Here is a 16,604-nt window from a genome sequence, read left to right as displayed (position 1 = left end):
CGCGTCCCCCACCGGGGGCGCGCCGCTCGGGCCGTGCGGGGCAGTGGGCGGCGCTGCTCAGACCGCGTAGCGCTTCGGGTCGAACAGGTGGAGGTGCTCGGCCACCCAGGCCGAGGTCTTGGCCAGGCCCTCCTCCAGCGGGACCTCCGGCTCCCAGCCCGACCAGGTCCGGGCCCGGGAGTTGTCGGAGAGCAGCCGGTGCACCTCGCTGCCCGCCGGGCGCAGCCGGGCCGGGTCGACCGTGATCTCCACGTCGGTACGGCCCGAGGCGGCGATCAGCGCGCCCGCCAGGTCGCCGATGGAGACCTCGCGCCCGGTCCCCAGGTTGACCGCCTCGCCCACCGCGCGGTCGCAGTCGGCCAGGGCCAGGAAGCCGGCCGCGGTGTCGGTGACGTAGGTGAAGTCCCGGGTCGGGGTGAGCGAGCCCATGCGCAGTTCCCTTACCCCGGCGTGGAGTTGGGCGAGGATCGCGGGGATCACGGCGCGGGCGGACTGGCGCGGCCCGTAGGTGTTGAACGGCCGCACCACGGTGACCGGCAGTTCGAAGGCGTGGTGGAAGCTCAGCGCCATCATGTCGGCCCCGATCTTCGAGGCGGAGTACGGGGACTGGGGCTGGAGCGGGTGGTCCTCCCCGATCGGCGCGGTGAGCGCGGTGCCGTAGACCTCGCTGGTGGAGGTGTGCAGAACCCGCCGCACGCCGTGGCGCCGCGCCGCCTCCAGCACGTTCTGGGTGCCGACGACGTTGGTGTGCACGTACGCGCCCGGGGAGTCGTAGCTGTACGGGATCCCGATCAGCGCCGCGAGGTGGAAGACGGTGTCGCAGCCCGCCACGGCGTCCGAGACCCGGCCGGCGTCGCGGACGTCGCCGGCCAGCATCTCCACCCGGTCGCTCCCGAGGTGGGCCGCGAGGTAGCCGCGTTCGGCGTACGGCTTGTAGTGGACCAGGGCGCGGACCTTGGCACCGCGCTCGACCAGCAGGTCGACCAGGGTGGAGCCGATGAAGCCCTCGGCGCCGGTGACCAGGACGGTCCGGTCGGCCCAGCTGTCACGGGTGGTGGTGTCGGTCATTCTGCGAGCTCCGTTTCGATGGTGCGGATCGGGATCGGGGTCGGGGTCGAGCCGTGGGCACGGCCGGCCAGTCGGCGGACCCAGTCGGCCAGCAGGTCGGCGGCCTGCGCGTGGGTCCCTCCGGTGGCGGCCGCGCCCATCGCGGCCAGCCGGGACGGCTCCGCCAGCAGCGGGTCGAGCACGGCGGCGAGGGAGTCGGCGTCGGTGTCCTCGTCGCGCAGGATCCGCGCCGCCCCCGCGTCGGCGAGCACCTTGGCGTTGTGGAACTGGTGGTCGCCCGGCGCGTGCGGGTACGGCACCAGCACGGCGGGCACCTTGACCGTGGCGAGTTCGGCCACGGTCGCGGCCCCGGCCCGGCAGACCACGAGGTCGCTGGCGGCGTAGGCGAGGTCCATCCGGTCCAGGTACGGCACCGCCTCGGCGACGGAAGCCCCGCCGTTGGCGGCGAGCTGCTGCCGGGTGCCGTCCAGGGCCTGCGGGCCGGTCTTGATCAGCAGCCGGACGTCCGTCCGGCCGCGCCAGCGCTCGGCCAGGCCGAGCGCCGCCTCGGTCAGCCGTCGCGCGCCCAGGCTGCCGCCGTTGAACAGCACCAGCCGCGCCCCGGGCGGAACGCCCAGTCGGCGGCGGGCCTCGGCGCGCTCGGCCTCTCGGTCCAGCCGGGCCACCGCGCCGGTCAGCGGCATGCCGACGGTGACCGCCCGGTGCCGGCGGGCCCTGGGCAGGTGCGCCCTGGTCTCGTCGAAGGCGAGCGCGATGTGCGGGGTGAGCCGCGCGGCGAAGGCGTTGGCCCGGCCCGGCACCGCGTTCGACTCGTGGATCAGGCTGGGCAGACCGGCCATCCGCGCGGCCAGCACGGCCGGCGCGGAGGCGTACCCACCCATCCCGACGACGACCTGCGCCCGCTGGTCCTCGACCGCACGCTGGGCCTGCTTCGCGGCGCGGACGAGGTCCGCCGGCAGCAGGTAGCGCCGGGCGCCGAGCGAGGGGTCGAAGGGGATCATGTCGACCGTGTGCAGCCGGTATCCCGCCTCGGGGATCAGCCGGGTCTCCAGGCCCCGGGTGGTGCCGACGAACGAGATCACGGCGTCGGGGTCGGTCTTCCGCAGGGCCTCCGCCAGGGCCATGCCCGGGTAGATGTGGCCGCCGGTACCGCCGGCGCCGATGACGACCGAGAGAGGTGTGTGCATGGCCACCACCGTGGCGGCCCGGCCTAAGAGGCCTTTAAGAGAATGCGCGCCTTCGCCCGCTATCTTTCGGTATGCCCGGAAGGGCACGGCCCGCAGGAACGGCCTGCGGGAACGGCCTGCGGGAACGGAGCAGGTCGACGGGGTACGAGGAACGGAGGGTCGGCGGTGCGGATTCTGGTGGTGGACGACGACCAGGAGGTGCGGGAGGCCGTGGCCGACGGACTCAGCGTCGAGGGCTACGAGGTGGTCACCGCGGTCGACGGGCACGACGCCCTCGCCAAGATCGCCTCCCACGAGCCGGACGCGGTCGTCCTCGACGTGATGATGCCCGTCCTCGACGGGCTCGCCGTCTGCCGCCAGCTGCGGGCGCTGCACGACCGCACCCCGGTGCTCGTGCTGACCGCGCGGGACAACATCAGCGACCGGGTCGACGGGCTGGACGCCGGTGCCGACGACTACCTCGTCAAACCCTTCGCCCTGGCCGAGCTGACCGCCCGGCTGCGCGCGCTGCTGCGCCGCGCCGCGCTCGACGCGCCCGGCGGCGAGGCCGACGCCGAACTGCGCTACGCCGACCTGGTGCTGGACCCGCAGACCCGCACCGGGCACCGCGGCTCCCGCCGCCTGGAGTTCAGCCGCACCGAGGCGACCCTGCTGGAGCTGCTGCTGCGCCACAGCGGGCAGGTGCTCACCCGCGAGACCCTGCTGGAACGCGTCTGGGGGCAGGACTTCGGCCCCGAGTCCAACTCGCTTGCCGTCTACGTCGGTTACCTGCGCCGCAAGCTGGAGGCGGGCGGCGAACCGCGCCTGGTGCACACCGTGCACGGCGTCGGCTACCGGCTGGCCGCGGACTCGTGACCCTCCGCGTCCGACTCGCCGTCGCCACCGCCCTGGCCGTCGCCACCGTCGCACTCGGCCTCAGCTGGGCCGCCTTCGCGGTGATCCGCTACGAGCTGACCCACCAGCTGGAACTGGAACTCACCCAGGCCGCCACCGTCGCCACCCAGCAGCAGGGCGCCCAGCAGCAGGGCGGCCAGCAACTGGGCAATGAACCGCCCGGCGTGCTCTCCGGACAGTGCCGCTACCTGGCCGCCCCGGCCTGCACCCAGATCGTCCCGGCCGACCCGGCCCGCGACCCCCACTCGGCGGTCGCCCCGTACCTGTTCCCGGTCACCCCGGCCGTGCGCGAGGTCGCCGCCGGGCAGCGCGGGGCCTACTTCAGCACCACCGCCGTCGGCGGGTTCCCCGCCCGCATGCTGGTCACGCCGTTCCGGGGCGGCACCGCTCTCCAGGTGGTGCTGCGCTCGGACGGGGTGGACCGCGCCGTACGGCAGTCCGCGGCCGCGTTCGCCGGACTCGGCGCCGCCGGCGTGCTGGCGGCCGGCTTCCTCGGCTGGTGGGTCTCCCGGACCGGCCTGCGCCCGGTGGCCCGGCTCACCGCCACGGTCGAACGGATCACCGCCACCGGCGACCCCCACCACCGGATCACCTCCCACGCGGCCACCGGCCGCCGCCGCGACGAGGTCACCCGCCTCGGCGAGAGCTTCGACACCATGCTCGACGCGCTGGAGCGGTCGGTCACCGCCCAGCGCCGCCTGGTCTCCGACGCCTCCCACGAACTGCGCACCCCGCTCACGGCGCTGCGCACCAACGCCGAACTGCTGGCCCGCGGCGACCGCCTCACCGACGCCCAGCGCGCCCGGGCCGCCACCGCCCTGGGGCGGCAGCTGCGCGAGGTCACCGGCATGGTCAACGACCTGGTCGAACTCGCCCGCGACGAGGAACCCCAGGCCCTGGTCGAGCGGTTCCGCCTGCTGCCCCTGGTCGAACACGCCGTCACCGCGGCCCGCGGACACTGGCCGGGGCAGGAGTTCACCCTCACCGTCGGCCCCGGCGCCGCCGAGGCGGTCGTCCCGGGCGTCCCCGCCCGACTGGTACGGCTGCTGGGGAACCTGCTCGACAACGCCGCCAAGTTCGGCGCCGGACGCGGCCCCGTGGACGTCCTGGTCACCCGCACCGGCGACCGCGGCGAAACCCTGGAGGTGTCCGTCCGCGACCACGGCCCGGGCATCGCCACCGAGGACCTCCCGTACGTCTTCGACCGCTTCTACCGCTCCGACACCGCCCGCAGCCTCCCCGGCTCCGGCCTCGGCCTCGCCATGGCCCGCCAGATCGCCCGCGCCCACAACGCCGACCTGCTCGCCCGCCAACCCGCCCCCCACGAGGGCCCCGGCGCCTGCTTCGTCCTCACCGGCCTCCCAGTCGCCCCCTGAGACGGGAGGACGGGTCAGAACCTGGTGGTGTCGAGGTCCACATCGAAGGGCTCGGGGAGCCGCACCGCCACGCCGAAGGGGTGCGGCCCCTCGACCCGGGTGTAGCCGAGCTCACCCGGCTCGGAGAACAGGGTGCAGCTCCGCTCCTGGCGGTCCACCAGCAGGTAGAGCGGAGCCCCGAACTGCCCGTAGCGACGGCGCTTCACGATGCGGTCGGTGTCGGCGGTCTCGGCCGAGGTGGCCTCGACCACGAGGAGCGTCTGATCGGGCAACAGTGCGCCCTCGGTTCTGGCCAGTTCGTCCGGCACGTAGGCCAGGTCAGGCACGTAGCAGTCGCCGGTGCCCGGCAGCTCGAGATCTCCACGGCCGGCGCAGAGGTCGAGCGTTTCCTGGCTGGGCCTGAGCTGCTGGCGGATCACGTCGATGACGGACTGGTGCCCCCAGGAGTACATCACGGGAGTGATGACACCCTCGATGGTCTCGGTATCCACGACCCGCAGCCTACTGCGGTTCCCTCGGCGACATTCACTAGTCAAATGACTAAGCGCTTGCTTAGAATCGGGCACCTGTCCGTGTTCCGCGCGAGTACGTCCCCCCAGGAGTCGCCATGACCGATCTCAACCGCCAGATCCGCCTTGCCCGTCGACCGGTCGGTGAGGTGCGGCCGGAGGACTGGGCGTACGGGGAGGAGGCCGTGGGGGTGCCCGGGGACGGGGAGTTCCTGGGGCGGACGCGGTACGTGTCGCTCGACCCGGCGATGCGCGGGTGGCTGGACGACCGGCCGTCGTACCTGCCGCCGGTGGGGCTGGGCGAGGTGATGCGGGCCGGGTCGGTGGTCGAGGTGGTCGCGTCGAACCACCCGAAGTACCAGGTCGGCGACCACGTGGTGGGGGCCTTCGGAGTCCAGGACTACGCGGTGTCGGACGGCAAGGGCGCGCTCAAGGTCGATCCCGCGCTCGCCCCGCTGTCCACCTACCTCGGGGCGCTCGGGATGCCCGGGATGACGGCCTACTTCGGGCTGCTGGAGGTCGGCGCGCTCAAGGAGGGCGAGACCGTGGTGGTCTCCGGCGCCGCCGGGGCGGTCGGCACGATGGTCGGGCAGATCGCCAAGGTGAAGGGCTGCCGGGTGGTCGGCATCGCCGGCGGGCCGGAGAAGTGCGCGCTGCTGACCGACGAGCTCGGCTTCGACGCGGCGATCGACTACCGCGCCGAGGACGTCCGCAAGGCGCTGCGCACCCACGCCCCCGACGGCATCGACGTCTACTTCGACAACGTCGGCGGCCCGATCCTGGACGCCGCGCTGACCAGGCTGGCGATGCACGCCCGGGTGGTCGTCTGCGGCGCGATCAGCCAGTACAACAACGAGGAGTCCGTGCAGGGCCCGTCCAACTACCTGTCGCTGCTGGTGCGGCGGGCGCGGATGGAGGGCTTCGTGGTGTTCGACTACGCCCGCCGGTACGCGGAGGCAGCGGCCGAGCTCGCGGGCTGGATCGGCGAGGGCCGGATCAAGGTCAAGGAGCACCTGGTCGAGGGCACCGTCGCGGACTTCCCGGAGACGCTCGGGATGCTGTTCCGCGGCGAGAACACCGGCAAGCTGGTGCTGCGCCTGGCCTGAGGCCGCCCGCGCCCGCCCGGATCAGAGCCCGGCCAGCAGCACCCGCAGCCGCTCGTCCTCCAGGACCGCCGACTCCAGGTGCCCGTGGCAGGGGATCCGCCGGTCGCTCCCGACGAGTTCGGCGATCCGCCGCCGCTGCGCGCTGCTGAGCGCGGCGGAGCCGAGCGCGTGCAGGGCCTCGCAGGCGCAGCCCGGGTCGAAGCCCGCGTCGACGGCGTCGAGCGCCGCCTCGGCGAGCCGACCGCGGTCGAGGGTGTCCGGGTCGGCGATCCGGAGCAGGGCGAGGACGGCCGTGGGGGCCTGCTCCGGATCGCCGAGCAGCCCCGCCAGCCGGGGGACCAGCGGCCGGGCCGCCGGGCCGAGGAGGGCGGCGGCCTGCACGGCGCGCAGGACGGTCCAGCGGAACCACGTCTGCTCGCCGCACCGGTCGAGGACGGACTCCAGGATCCGCAGCGCCGCTTCGGCGTCGCCGTCGATCCGCTGGAGGGCGGTGGCTATCGCGATGTCGGCCTCCAGCTGTGGGGCGGTCGGCTCCGCGTCCTGGCTGACGGCCGCACGCAGGGCCGGGAGCAGTCCGACGGCCGCCGGCCCCAGGTCGGCGGCCGCCCGGGCGGCCTCGGTGAGGTCCTTCGGCACGGTCAGCCCCTCGGCCGCGGCGGCGAGCAGCAGCCCGGTCTCGCCGGTGAGCCGGTGGTGGGCGCGCGCCGCGATCAGCCGCCCGGCCGCGGCCCGCAGCACGGCGGCCGCCTGCCGTCGTTCCGCCTGCGGGCTGTCGGCGGCCACGGCCGCGACGGCGGTGGCCGCGTACGGGGTGTAGGGCAGGACGGCGTACAGCTCGGGCAGGCCGGCCGCTGCCTGCGGCCCCCACTGGCACAGCAGGTGGACCAGCTCGGCTGTCTCGCCGCTGCGGAGGTCGTCGGCGAGCAGCCGCTCCCGGACGGCGGCGACCAGCGCCGGGTCGAAGGGGAACTCGGGGGCCCGGAAGCCCCCGGCGGCGGCGAGCGCGCGCGGGCGGCGGGCGAGGTCGCGGGCGAGCAGCGGGGCCGCCTGCCGGGGTGCGACCCGGACCAGGACGGCCAGGGCCCGGTCGGCGGCCTTGTCCTCGGACTGCTCGGCGAGTGCGGCCAGGGCGGGCGCGGCCGCGGCGCCGAGCGGGCCCAGCTTGGTGAGCAGGCGTTCCGCGTAATCGTGGGCGGCGTGCCGGGCGACGGCCGGGACGAGCCGCCGCGGGGCGCTGCGGGAGTGGTCGCAGGCCTCGTAGGCGGCCCACAGCGCTTCGAACGGCACGCCGGGACGCTCGTCCCGCAGGGCCGCCTCGACCAGGGCGAAGGCGCTCTCGCGGTCGGCCTCGGTGCCGCGGGCCAGCAGGTCCGTGACGAGCTCGGGCAGCAGTTCCTGGTGGTGCATGCTGTACCGGTCGACGGTGAGTTCGCGGGTGGGCAGCACGGCCAGCGCGGCGGCATGCTGGGCCTCGCTCCAGGGCGCCCCGGCCTTCACGGTGGCCAGGACGGCGGCGAGCCGCAGCGGGCGCGGGGTGGTGTCGTCGAGCAGCGCGCGGGCCAGGTCGGCGGCTTCCGCGGGGGCCGACCGGCCGATGGCGAGCAGCAGTTCGGCGCGGACGACGGCGTCCGGCTCGACCGCCCATCGGCCGCGCAGCGCGGGCAGGGCCGTCCCGGTGTCCCGGGTGCGTCCGACGACGGACGCGGCGATGCCCCGGACGTCCGCATCACCGTCCGCCAACAGGGGCATCAGTAGCGGGAGTTGACCGGCCACCGCGGCGCGGACGGCTCCCTCCGGGATCTGCCACTCATCATCGGTCTCGGCCAGGCCGCCGAGCATCCACAGGATTTCGACCACCTGGTGCCCGGCCGCCGCGATCCGGGCGAGGAAGGGGACGGCGTCCACGCTGGCGGAGTACACCGTGCCCTGGTGCAGGATCGCCGAGTACAGCTCGTCGCGCGCCTCCTCGGCGTCGCCGTCCTCCCCCGCCTCGACGAAGGCGCGCAGCAGCCCGGGCAGGTCCTCGGCGGAGCCGTAGGCGTGAGCGAGGGAGGCCCAGGGGTGGGCGTCGAGGCCGGCGAGGGCGTCAGCGAGATCCATGGGCGTGATCTTCCCAGGCCGGACCGACAGCACCGCCGACACCCCCCCAGGGGGTGCCAGCTGTCACCCTGCGAAGATGCCCAGCGCGTTGGGCACCGGTCGCTCCCGGCCGTGGTCGAGCTGGTTGCGCACCGTCAGCTCTCCGGTGGCGCGGTCCCGGGCCACCAGGGTGGCGGAGGCTCCGCCGTCCAGGTAGACGCCGTCCGGGCAGCCCAACTCGCGCACCGTCGAGGCGAGTTCCGTCAGGGTCAGACCGGTGGAGGTGCCCTCCCGTCCGTCCGTGGACAGCAGCGTCAGCACCCTCCCCCCGTCCGCGAGGCCGACCGCGCTGCGCGGCTCGATGGCGGTGGCGTCCAGCCCGGTCAGCGCCTTCCCGTCGCGCAGCAGCCGGTAGGCGCCCAGCGCGAAGCGGAAGGGCACCGGTTCGCTCGACTCGAGGCGGTAGTCCACGGCGACCGGCGTACCGACGGGCAGGCCCGCCAGCGCCCGGGCGCCCGCCTCGCGGCCGAGCAGCACGGTGCTGCCCGCGGGGATCGGCCCGCTGCCCGGGGTGTCGGACACCGCTGCCACCCGGCCCTGGCGGACCGTCAGCTCCCGGGTCTCCGCCGTGCAGGGGGCCTTCCGTGACTCGTCGTTCCCGCAGGCGGCGCGGGCCCGCGAGACCTCACCCCACTCGGGCGTGAACACGCCGATCGAGCCGACCGGGAGCGCGTACTGGTTCAGCCCGCCCAGCGGCCAGGAACCGCCCGCGGCCCGCACCCGGCCCCGCAGCGCCAGGCGCCCCAGCCGCGCGACCCCGTCCACCCCGACGCCGAGCACGTCCTGGTCGGTGTCGCCCGGCGGCGGCCACCAGCCGAACCGCTGCGCCTGCGGCACCGCCGCCTTCAGGGCCCGCCCCCGGTACACGGCCGGGCCGGAGGTCGCCCCGGTGGCCGCCACCCCCGGGTGCTGCTCCTCGCTGATGTCGAAGAAGTCCCCGTTCACCGCCGCCACCGCCCCGCGCGCGCCGGCCATCGCGGTCAGCGGAGCCCGGGCCGCCACCGCCCCGGGGAACAGCAGGTCCGCCCGCACACCGGGCCCGCGCAGGTCGGCGCGGACGGCGTACACCCGCGCGTCGCCGTGCGGGGTGCGCACCGTCAGTTCCCGGTACCCGACCCCGGGCGCGAGCACCGCCCAGCCCGCGTCGGCTCCGGCCCGAGCTGACGAGTCGGCCAGGCCGACCGGGCCCACGGCCAGGACCAGGGCGAGTACCAGGGCGATCACACACCGCGGAAGAGTCTTCACGCCCAGCATGGTGACGGCCCCCACCGCCGAACTCCCGGACCACCGGCGGCGCGTCGCCCGTGCGGTCAGCCGAGCAGGGCCGCGCGCTCCGCGCGGAGCCAGGCCCGTTCGGCCGCCATCTCGGCCGCGTCGCCGCGGGCGAGGAAGCTCGCCCAGGGCTCCTCGCCGCGCCCGCCGAGCCGTTCGATCCGCGCGGCCTCCCGCGCCTGGAGGGCGTCCAGGGCGTCGAGCACCGCGGACGGCCGGGCCCCGTAGGCGGAGCACAGCGCGTCGAGGCGCTCCCGAAGCGCCTGCTCCCCGCCGACCCCGGCTCGCCGCTGCTGCTCGGCGGAGCGCAACGGCACGGTGTACCAGGCGAGTTGGGCGAGGTCGTCGAGGGCGTGGCCGGGCGCCGCGAAGTCCCAGTCGATGAAGCCGACCAGGTGGTCGCCGTCCCAGACGGCGTTCCACGGGCCGAGGTCGCCGTGCCGGATGACCAGGCCGGGCCGCCACTCCTCCTCGGCTCCCTGCCACCGCGCGTCGGCGGGCGGCCGGAAGTCCCGGACGGCGTCGTGGTACTCGCGCAGCCAGCGCCCGAGGGCGCGGATCCCCCCGGTCGACCGCAGGGCGGCCGGCCAGGGCGCGAAGGCGGGTTCGCCGTGCAGCAGCGAGAGCACCTCCTCGGTGCCGTCGACGCCGCGCGGGCGAGGGGCCCGGGTGAAGCCCACCGCCTCCAGGTGGGTCAGCAGCGCGTGCACCGCGGTCGTCCACGCGCCGGTCGGCCGGCGGATGGTGTCGCCGATCCGCCGGACCGTGGTCACGCTGCCCTTGTCCGTGGCTCCGTCCTCGATCATCGGGGCAGCGTAGCCGGGCGCCCCGGCCGGCGTCCTGCCGATTCACCCCCCGACGGGAAGGTCAGCTGCGCCGCAGCGTGGCGGTGGCGATCTCCAGGAAGTCGCGCAGCAGCTTCTCCCGCCGGTCGGCGGGGACGACCAGGCAGGTCTCGAGCCCGGGGGCGTCGGTGACGGGCAGGTGGACGAGGTCCGGTCGCGAGTAGGAGCGCGCGACGCTCAGCGGAACCAGCCCGATGCCGTGTCCGGCGGCGATCAGCTCGAACTTCTCCTCCAGCGAGGCCGTCCGCCGGATCGGCAGGTCGAGCATCCGCTCGCCGTCGAGGTCCGCGGTGGTGAGCTCGGTGCGGCCGGCCAGCGGGTGCGCGGCGGGCAGACAGGCGACCCGGGGGTCCAGACCGATGGGGACGGTGCGCAGCCCAGCGTCGTCGAACGGCCGTCGCAGGTAGCCCACTTGGGCGCGGCCGTCGCGCAGCGGCGCGTCCTGCTCCCACCAGCGTGCCGGAACGACGTCGGTCTCGACGTCCGGGTGCCGGAGCGCGAACGCCCGGATCGCCTCCGACACGTGCAGCCCGGGCGAGAAGGCGACGACGAGCCGTCGGGTGCCCAGGTCGGCGTCGTGCACGCGCTGCACCGCCGCGGCGACGGCCGCGAGGATCCCCTGCGCCTCCGTGTGGAGCTGCTTCCCGGCGGCGGTCAACTCCACGCTGCGCGTGGTCCGGACGAGCAGCGTGCAGTCCAACTCCTCCTCCATGGCCTTGATCTGACGACTGAGCACCGGCTGGGTGATGTAGAGCTGTTCGGCTGCCCGGCCGAAGTGCCGGTGTTCGGCCACCGCGACGAAGTAGCGGAGCTTGCGCAGGTCGAGATCCATGCCGGAAAGGTATCAATGCCCAGGAAGGGTATTGGACCCCGCGGTCGGCCCTCCCGGAGACTCGACACATGATCGTCATCACCACTCCCACCGGCCAGATCGGCGGCCGGCTCCTCGACCTCCTGCTCGACCGATCCCCCTCCCACGGCGAGGAGTTGCGCGTCGTCGTCCGCGATCCGGGGAAGCTCCCGGACGCGGTCCGCGCCCGCGTCGACGTCGTCGTCGGTTCGCACGACGAGGCCGAGGTCGTCGACCGGGCCTTCGCCGGCGCGGACGCCGTCTTCTGGGTCGTCCCGCCGAGGCCGCAGGCACCGAGCCTGGACGCCGTCTACTCCGGCTTCGCCCGCACCGCCGTCGCTGCTCTCACCGCCCACGGAGTCCGACACGTCGTCGGCGTCTCGGCGCTCGGCCGCGGCACGCCCGTCGCCGACCGCGCCGGGCACGTGACGGCGACGCTGGCCATGGACGACCTCCTCGCGAGCACCGGCGCGGCCTACCGGGCGCTCGCCAACCCCTCCTTCATGGACAACCTGCTCTGGCAGGCCGCCCTGATCCGTGACCACGGCATCTACAGCTCCACCGTCGCCGCCGACCGCCCGGCGCCCCTGGCCGCCACCCGGGACATCGCCGCGGCCGCCGCCGACCTGCTGCTCGACCGCTCCTGGACGGGGACGGGCGAGGTCGCGGTGCTCGGCCCCGAGGACCTCTCGGCGAACGACATGGCGCGCATCATGTCCGAGGTCCTCGGCCGCCCGGTCCGCTACGAGCGCCAGCCGCTGGACGAGTTCCGCGCCTCGCTCCCCGGCCGGGGCTACAGCGAGGCGCTCGCGCAGGGCTTCGCCGACATGATGCGGGCCAAGGACGACGGCCTCGACGCCGGGGTGGAGCGCACCCCGCAGAGCGCGAGCCCGACGACCTTCCGCCAGTGGTGCGAGGAGGTGCTCAAGCCGGCCGTCCTGGCCTGACCACCGGGCGGGCACCGCCCGGGCCGGTGCCCGCCCGACCCGGTTGACGCACCCTCCGGCCGGATGATCGGCTCCCCCCATGAACGACCCGACGGCCACGGACCGCACCACCGACGACCCCCTGCCCGCCGAGGCGGTCGCCCTCCTGGAGGCGCTCCTCGCGGCGGACACCCCCGCCTTCCGCGCCCTGCGCGCGCAGATCCCCCACCTGCGGGTCACCGGCGGCTGCGCGTGCCCCTGCCCCAGCCTGGACCTCGCCCTGGCCGACCCGGCCGCCGTATCCGCCGCGCCCGCCACCGAGAACCCGGCTGCCGAGGCCACCGTGGTCGATGCCGACGGCACCCCGATCGGCGGCGTCATCGTCTTCGTCACCGAGGGGCGGCTGTCCCTCCTGGAGGTCTACTCCTGGGCCGACGAGCCGATCACCCGCCTCCCCTCCCCCGACCGCCTCCTGTCGTAGCGACGCCGCGGGGCTCCCGGCGGGGGCGGTTTCCGGCATGGGTGGAATCGCGGCGCGGTGCGTTCCCCCGGCCGGGCGGCGCTCGGGCAGGGTGGGGGTTCCACCGTCTCCCCGATCCGAGAGAGCGCCATGATCTTCATCACCGCGAAGTTCCCCGTCCGCCCCGAGCTCAGTGCACAGTGGCTCGACATCGTCGCCGACTTCACCAAGGCCACCCGGGCCGAACCGGGCAACCTGTTCTTCGACTGGTCCCGCAGCGTGGACGACCCGGACGAGTACGTGCTCGTCGAGGGGTTCCGGGACGGCGAGGCCGGGCGGGCGCACGTCGAGTCGGCGCACTTCCGGCAGGCCATGGAGACGCTGGCCGGTGCGGTCGCCGCCAAGCCGCGGATCATCAGCGTCGACCTCCCCGACCGCGAGGGCTGGGACCTGATGGGCGAGATCACCCCGCGCGAGGCCTGAGCCCGGCCCGGCCCGGACAGCGTCGGGCACGGGCCTGAGCGGGGGCCGGTGCCCGCCCCCGCCCCGGCCCCCGGCACACTGGACGGGTCACGCAGCACCAGCAGGAGGAGCCCCCGTCATGGCCGGTCAGACCGGGCCGCGCGCCGCCGACCGCACCCTGGAGGTGCTGGAACTCGTCGCGCAGTCGACCGCGCCGGTCTCGGCCAAGGCCCTCGCCCGCAGCCTCGGCTGCGCCCTGTCGACGGCCTACACCCTGCTCACCCCGCTCACCGAGCGCGGCTACCTGGTGCGCACCGACGGCGGCTACACCCTCGGCTACCAGGTCTCCGCCCTCCACCGCGCGTTCCAGCGGCAGATGGGCCTCACCGACGGCATCGACGGCGTGCTCGCCCGGATGCGGCACACCACCCGTGCCTGCGCCAACTACGTCGCCTACCAGGGCGACGGCCTGGTGATCGCCGACGTGCGCACCCTCGCCGCCGACTACGGGGAGCGGCCCGACCTCACCGTCGGCGTCGACCCGCGCTCGCACGCCTACGCCCACGGCAAGATCGCCCTGGCCGCCGCCGGCCCGGCCGCGCGCCGCCGCTACCTGGAGCAGCCCGGCCTGCGCCGGTTCACCCCGCACACGATCGCCTCCGTCGAACGGCTCGACGAGGAACTGCGGCGGATCCGCCGCACCGGTGTCGCCCTGGACGTCGAGGAGGCCCGGACGGGCCTGGCCTGCCTGGCGGCCCCCGTCCTCGGTGCGGACGGTGCCGTGATCGGCAGCGTCTCGCTCGCCGTCCGCCCCGAGGAGCTGCGCGCCCGCCGCCACCAGCTGATCGCCGCCGTCAAGCAGGCCGCCCGGGAGGCCTCCCCGGCCGACCGGCCCTGACCCTCGGCCTCCCGCGGTCAGTGGAGGCCGGGCACCAGGGGCGCGATGACGTGCTGGGTCGGGTTGACGCCGTTGTCGTCGTCGTTGTCGTCGGTGTTCACCGAGGCGGTGACCGAGCTCGTCGCCCAGGAGACCAGGCCGAGGATCAGGAAGAGCACGACCAGGCCGCGCCCGCCGCCGCTCAGCACCAGCGGCCGGGTCGCCGACACCCGCTCGGGCTCGCTGCCCGGCTCGTCCCCGAACAGCCGCTTGGGGTAGGCGGAGGTGAGCATCACCAGGTAGGCGGTGTAGCGCATCTGGTAGCGCAGGATCGCGGTCGTGGCCTCGTACAGCGGCTGCGGCATCCGGCCGAGGATCAGCACCACCAGCCAGCTGATGAACGAGACCATCCACCAGCCCGCGTGCAGCAGGCCCTGCACGATCAAGGCGGGGATGACCAGGATGATGCGGAACAGGACGGCCAGCCGGTTCAGTTCGCCCGGCCGCAGCCCGACCTGCACCGGGTACTCGGGGGCGTGGAACCGGAACGGCGGGTAGCGGTCCACGGTGAGCATCAGGTAGGCGGTGACCCGGGTCTCGTACGGGACGAACGAACTGAGGTAGGTCTCCGCGAAGTCGGGCAGCCGACCGAGGACCAGCGCGCAGAACCAGCCGACCACGGTGACGAGGAACGCCACCAGCGACAGCACCCACAGCACCACGAACTGCGGGATCAGCAGCAGGAAGCGCAGCAGCACCGTCCAGCGGTTCTGCTCGCCGGGCGCCGGCATGTCCAGCGCGGGAAGCCACTCACGGCTGACGGGGGCGGGGGGAGCCTGCCACATCCGGGCCTCCACGGTCTCGGAACGACGGGACCCGGCAGTCGGGCACTGCCGGGTCCCTCCGAAGATCGCAGCCCTGCGCCCGCCCCGCGCGCGGTGCTGGGCCGGACGGGTTCGGACGGGTCGGATAACGCCCCCGGCCGACTGGATCCGCGCGACGATCCGCGCGAACGGCTGAACGCCCACCCGGTGACCCTCTCACACGGCGCCGGTCAGTAGAACAGGTCCGGGCTGAGCTGGTAGTCGTAGTTCGAGCCGCCGTTCCAGTAGAGGCGCACCTCGGCCTTGTAGTCGTGGCCCGGGCTCGGGTTGCTCAGGGTGTAGCTGAAGCTGTACGGGCCGGTGTGGCAGCCGAAGCTGGTGTCCAGCGCCCTGCCGCCGGTGGTGTAGTCCCAGAGGATCACCTCCTCGGTGCAGTTGCCGTTGCCGAAGTTGGTGTTGGCCGTCGCCGTGACCGAGCCGTTCCCCGCGCTCACACACACCTGCTCCCAGTCGGGGCCGCCGCAGCCGCCACCGCTGGACGCCGCGGCGGTCCCGGTGCTGCCCGCCAGCGCGAGGCCGGTGGCCAACGCCGTGCCGACCAGGGCCATCGCCGTCTTCCTGACTCCGTTGCCGAACATGACGGTCCTCCCTCTCAGTAGCGGCCCGGTCCGGTGACCGGGCGCAACAGCAGGTTCGGGTACGGCGATGGACGTTTGATGAGCAAGCGCGTCAGGCGGCCCTGGGCCCGGGCACCTACGGGCCCTGGAGAGCACGGAGTCGTCGGTGACGGCGGCGCCGCCAACGGCCTTGCCGGTGCGGGACCCGACAAGCGGGCGAAGCACCGGGCGGAGGAGGACCGAATGACCTACCGCGGTTCCGGTGTCAGATCAACGAGGACTTGTCCGGTCGAGGAGTCGGCCGACCGCTTGCGCCACCGTCTCCGGCTGCTCGGCCTGGACGAGGTGCCCCGAGTCCACCACCTCGAACAGCCCGTCCGGCAGGGTCGCGACCCATTGCCGCTGGTGGGCGGTCATGGCGGTGCGCTGCGCACGGCGGCCCCGGTCGGGGCGGGACGGCGAGAGCAGCACGGTCGGACAGGTCGGGAGGCCCGGCGGCTCGGCACGGAACCGGGGGATGGCCTCGACCACGGCCCTGAGCTCCTTCCTGGTCTGCGCGATCCCCGCAGGGACGAGGTCCTCGGCGAGCATCGTCGCGTAGGTGTCGGCCGGGAACACGCGCCGGAGGTTCCCGCTGCCCATGCGGGCGAGTGGGCGGAACCGCACCAGCGCCTGCGTCACGGCGAGCACGCGGTCGACCTTCCCGGCGGTCTCGTCGAACCGGTCGTAGACGGGTGCGCTCTCCGGTGTCGGGTCGAGGAGCAGCAGGCCGCGCAGCCGTGGGCCCAGGCCGTCCGCCACGCGGCGCGCCACCAGCCCGCCCATGCTGTGCGCGACGAGCACCGGAGGGGACGAGCGCGGGACCACTTCCCCGATCAACGCGGCCAGGTCGGCGGCCAGGTCGTCGATGCCCAGCCGGCCCGGAGTCCGGCCGCTGCGGCCGAACCCGGCACGGTCGTAGGCCACCAGCCGGGCGCGGTCGGCCAGCAGCGGCAGCACCGCGTCCCAACTGGTCCGACCGAGGCCCGCTCCGGCCTCGAAGACCACCCAGTCGGCACCCCGACCCGATTCCTCGACATGGACGGAGCGCCCGTTCACGGCCACTGCCCGCCCGGTTTCCCGTCTCATCCGCTTCACTCCCCCACCCACAGTTTCAATTTCGATAACGGTATCACTCATGAGATAGTTGCGC

The 16,604-nt window shown here is 74.6% G+C and carries 17 protein-coding genes; 7 read left to right on the top strand and 10 right to left on the bottom strand.

Going from position 1 to position 16,604, the window contains the following annotated elements; translation table 11 throughout:
- Window positions 1-57: 57 nt before the first annotated feature.
- Both ACFVXG_RS27240 and murG read right to left on the bottom strand, forming a co-directional pair.
- A complete protein-coding gene (locus ACFVXG_RS27240) occupies window positions 58-1,068 on the bottom strand; it encodes an SDR family NAD(P)-dependent oxidoreductase (protein WP_387931063.1) in 1,011 nt (336 codons plus the stop codon).
- Window positions 1,065-2,255, bottom strand: a complete 1,191-nt coding sequence (murG, locus tag ACFVXG_RS27235) for an undecaprenyldiphospho-muramoylpentapeptide beta-N-acetylglucosaminyltransferase (protein ID WP_387931062.1) — start codon at window positions 2,253-2,255, stop codon at window positions 1,065-1,067. The genes ACFVXG_RS27240 and murG overlap by 4 nt, the downstream gene beginning before the upstream one ends.
- Window positions 2,256-2,420: 165 nt before the next feature.
- Here murG and ACFVXG_RS27230 point away from each other — a divergent pair, with 165 nt between their 5' ends.
- A complete protein-coding gene (locus ACFVXG_RS27230; protein ID WP_387931061.1) occupies window positions 2,421-3,110 on the top strand; it encodes a response regulator transcription factor in 690 nt (229 codons plus the stop codon).
- On the top strand, window positions 3,107-4,525 hold the full coding sequence (locus tag ACFVXG_RS27225) for an ATP-binding protein (RefSeq protein WP_387931060.1): 1,419 nt from the start codon (window positions 3,107-3,109) through the stop codon (window positions 4,523-4,525). Before ACFVXG_RS27230 ends, ACFVXG_RS27225 begins: the two co-directional genes overlap by 4 nt.
- Before the next feature lie 14 nt (window positions 4,526-4,539).
- Here ACFVXG_RS27225 and ACFVXG_RS27220 read toward each other — a convergent pair whose 3' ends face one another.
- Entirely contained in the window at window positions 4,540-5,016 is a 477-nt protein-coding gene (locus ACFVXG_RS27220; protein WP_387931059.1) for a Uma2 family endonuclease, read from the bottom strand.
- Between the two features lie 116 nt (window positions 5,017-5,132).
- On the opposite strand from ACFVXG_RS27220, the gene ACFVXG_RS27215 reads away from it, so the two are divergent.
- Window positions 5,133-6,140: an NADP-dependent oxidoreductase gene (locus ACFVXG_RS27215; RefSeq protein WP_387931058.1), complete on the top strand. Its 1,008-nt coding sequence runs from the start codon at window positions 5,133-5,135 to the stop codon at window positions 6,138-6,140.
- A 21-nt stretch (window positions 6,141-6,161) separates the two neighbouring features.
- On the opposite strand, the gene ACFVXG_RS27210 is transcribed toward ACFVXG_RS27215, so the two are convergent.
- The 4 genes from ACFVXG_RS27210 to ACFVXG_RS27195 form a co-directional block, all read right to left on the bottom strand.
- Entirely contained in the window at window positions 6,162-8,240 is a 2,079-nt protein-coding gene (locus ACFVXG_RS27210; RefSeq protein ID WP_387931057.1) for a HEAT repeat domain-containing protein, read from the bottom strand.
- Between the two features lie 63 nt (window positions 8,241-8,303).
- Window positions 8,304-9,524, bottom strand: a complete 1,221-nt coding sequence (locus ACFVXG_RS27205) for a phosphodiester glycosidase family protein (protein ID WP_387931056.1) — start codon at window positions 9,522-9,524, stop codon at window positions 8,304-8,306.
- A gap of 65 nt (window positions 9,525-9,589) precedes the next feature.
- Window positions 9,590-10,357 carry a phosphotransferase gene (locus tag ACFVXG_RS27200; RefSeq protein ID WP_387931055.1) on the bottom strand — a complete coding sequence of 256 codons (768 nt, stop codon included), beginning with the start codon at window positions 10,355-10,357 and terminating at the stop codon, window positions 9,590-9,592.
- A 61-nt stretch (window positions 10,358-10,418) separates the two neighbouring features.
- Entirely contained in the window at window positions 10,419-11,228 is an 810-nt protein-coding gene (locus ACFVXG_RS27195; protein ID WP_387931054.1) for a LysR family transcriptional regulator, read from the bottom strand.
- Between the two features lie 68 nt (window positions 11,229-11,296).
- Between ACFVXG_RS27195 and ACFVXG_RS27190 the strand changes: the two genes are divergently transcribed.
- The 4 genes from ACFVXG_RS27190 to ACFVXG_RS27175 all read left to right on the top strand — a co-directional run bounded on the left by ACFVXG_RS27190 (window position 11,297) and on the right by ACFVXG_RS27175 (window position 13,992).
- Window positions 11,297-12,193, top strand: a complete 897-nt coding sequence (locus ACFVXG_RS27190; protein ID WP_387931053.1) for an NAD(P)H-binding protein — start codon at window positions 11,297-11,299, stop codon at window positions 12,191-12,193.
- 79 nt (window positions 12,194-12,272) lie between these two features.
- Window positions 12,273-12,653 (top strand): hypothetical protein, encoded by a 381-nt coding sequence (locus tag ACFVXG_RS27185; protein WP_387931052.1) that lies wholly within the window; start codon window positions 12,273-12,275, stop codon window positions 12,651-12,653.
- 129 nt (window positions 12,654-12,782) lie between these two features.
- On the top strand, window positions 12,783-13,115 hold the full coding sequence (locus ACFVXG_RS27180) for a putative quinol monooxygenase (protein WP_387931051.1): 333 nt from the start codon (window positions 12,783-12,785) through the stop codon (window positions 13,113-13,115).
- Window positions 13,116-13,233: 118 nt separating this feature from the next.
- The gene (locus ACFVXG_RS27175) at window positions 13,234-13,992 is read left to right on the top strand and encodes an IclR family transcriptional regulator (RefSeq protein ID WP_387931050.1); all 759 of its coding nucleotides are present in this window, start codon (window positions 13,234-13,236) and stop codon (window positions 13,990-13,992) included.
- 17 nt (window positions 13,993-14,009) lie between these two features.
- Here the strand turns inward: ACFVXG_RS27175 and ACFVXG_RS27170 are convergent, their stop codons facing one another.
- The 3 genes from ACFVXG_RS27170 to ACFVXG_RS27160 all read right to left on the bottom strand — a co-directional run bounded on the left by ACFVXG_RS27170 (window position 14,010) and on the right by ACFVXG_RS27160 (window position 16,540).
- Window positions 14,010-14,816: a DUF4389 domain-containing protein gene (locus tag ACFVXG_RS27170; protein WP_387931049.1), complete on the bottom strand. Its 807-nt coding sequence runs from the start codon at window positions 14,814-14,816 to the stop codon at window positions 14,010-14,012.
- A gap of 209 nt (window positions 14,817-15,025) precedes the next feature.
- A complete protein-coding gene (locus ACFVXG_RS27165) occupies window positions 15,026-15,433 on the bottom strand; it encodes a hypothetical protein (RefSeq protein WP_387931048.1) in 408 nt (135 codons plus the stop codon).
- Between the two features lie 249 nt (window positions 15,434-15,682).
- Complete coding sequence (locus ACFVXG_RS27160) at window positions 15,683-16,540, bottom strand: alpha/beta fold hydrolase (protein ID WP_387931047.1); 858 nt, start codon at window positions 16,538-16,540, stop codon at window positions 15,683-15,685.
- Window positions 16,541-16,604: the final 64 nt, after the last annotated feature.

Origin of the sequence: Kitasatospora sp. NPDC058162 (assembly GCF_042884005.1) — a bacterium.
GTDB lineage: Bacteria > Actinomycetota > Actinomycetes > Streptomycetales > Streptomycetaceae > Kitasatospora.
The sequence above is the reverse complement of the archived record's forward strand: the minus strand, read 5'-3'. Positions and strand labels throughout refer to the sequence as shown.

What these genes read in the sequence shown, in the direction of transcription:
- ACFVXG_RS27240 (WP_387931063.1), bottom strand. Translation starts at nt 1,068, where the DNA reads ATGACCGACACCACCACCCGTGACAGCTGGGCCGACCGGACCGTCCTG.
- murG (WP_387931062.1), bottom strand. Translation starts at nt 2,255, where the DNA reads ATGCACACACCTCTCTCGGTCGTCATCGGCGCCGGCGGTACCGGCGGC.
- ACFVXG_RS27180 (WP_387931051.1), top strand. Translation starts at nt 12,783, where the DNA reads ATGATCTTCATCACCGCGAAGTTCCCCGTCCGCCCCGAGCTCAGTGCA.
- ACFVXG_RS27195 (WP_387931054.1), bottom strand. Translation starts at nt 11,228, where the DNA reads ATGGATCTCGACCTGCGCAAGCTCCGCTACTTCGTCGCGGTGGCCGAA.
- ACFVXG_RS27165 (WP_387931048.1), bottom strand. Translation starts at nt 15,433, where the DNA reads ATGTTCGGCAACGGAGTCAGGAAGACGGCGATGGCCCTGGTCGGCACG.
- ACFVXG_RS27185 (WP_387931052.1), top strand. Translation starts at nt 12,273, where the DNA reads ATGAACGACCCGACGGCCACGGACCGCACCACCGACGACCCCCTGCCC.
- ACFVXG_RS27190 (WP_387931053.1), top strand. Translation starts at nt 11,297, where the DNA reads ATGATCGTCATCACCACTCCCACCGGCCAGATCGGCGGCCGGCTCCTC.
- ACFVXG_RS27215 (WP_387931058.1), top strand. Translation starts at nt 5,133, where the DNA reads ATGACCGATCTCAACCGCCAGATCCGCCTTGCCCGTCGACCGGTCGGT.
- ACFVXG_RS27170 (WP_387931049.1), bottom strand. Translation starts at nt 14,816, where the DNA reads ATGTGGCAGGCTCCCCCCGCCCCCGTCAGCCGTGAGTGGCTTCCCGCG.
- ACFVXG_RS27210 (WP_387931057.1), bottom strand. Translation starts at nt 8,240, where the DNA reads ATGGATCTCGCTGACGCCCTCGCCGGCCTCGACGCCCACCCCTGGGCC.
- ACFVXG_RS27175 (WP_387931050.1), top strand. Translation starts at nt 13,234, where the DNA reads ATGGCCGGTCAGACCGGGCCGCGCGCCGCCGACCGCACCCTGGAGGTG.
- ACFVXG_RS27200 (WP_387931055.1), bottom strand. Translation starts at nt 10,357, where the DNA reads ATGATCGAGGACGGAGCCACGGACAAGGGCAGCGTGACCACGGTCCGG.
- ACFVXG_RS27160 (WP_387931047.1), bottom strand. Translation starts at nt 16,540, where the DNA reads ATGAGACGGGAAACCGGGCGGGCAGTGGCCGTGAACGGGCGCTCCGTC.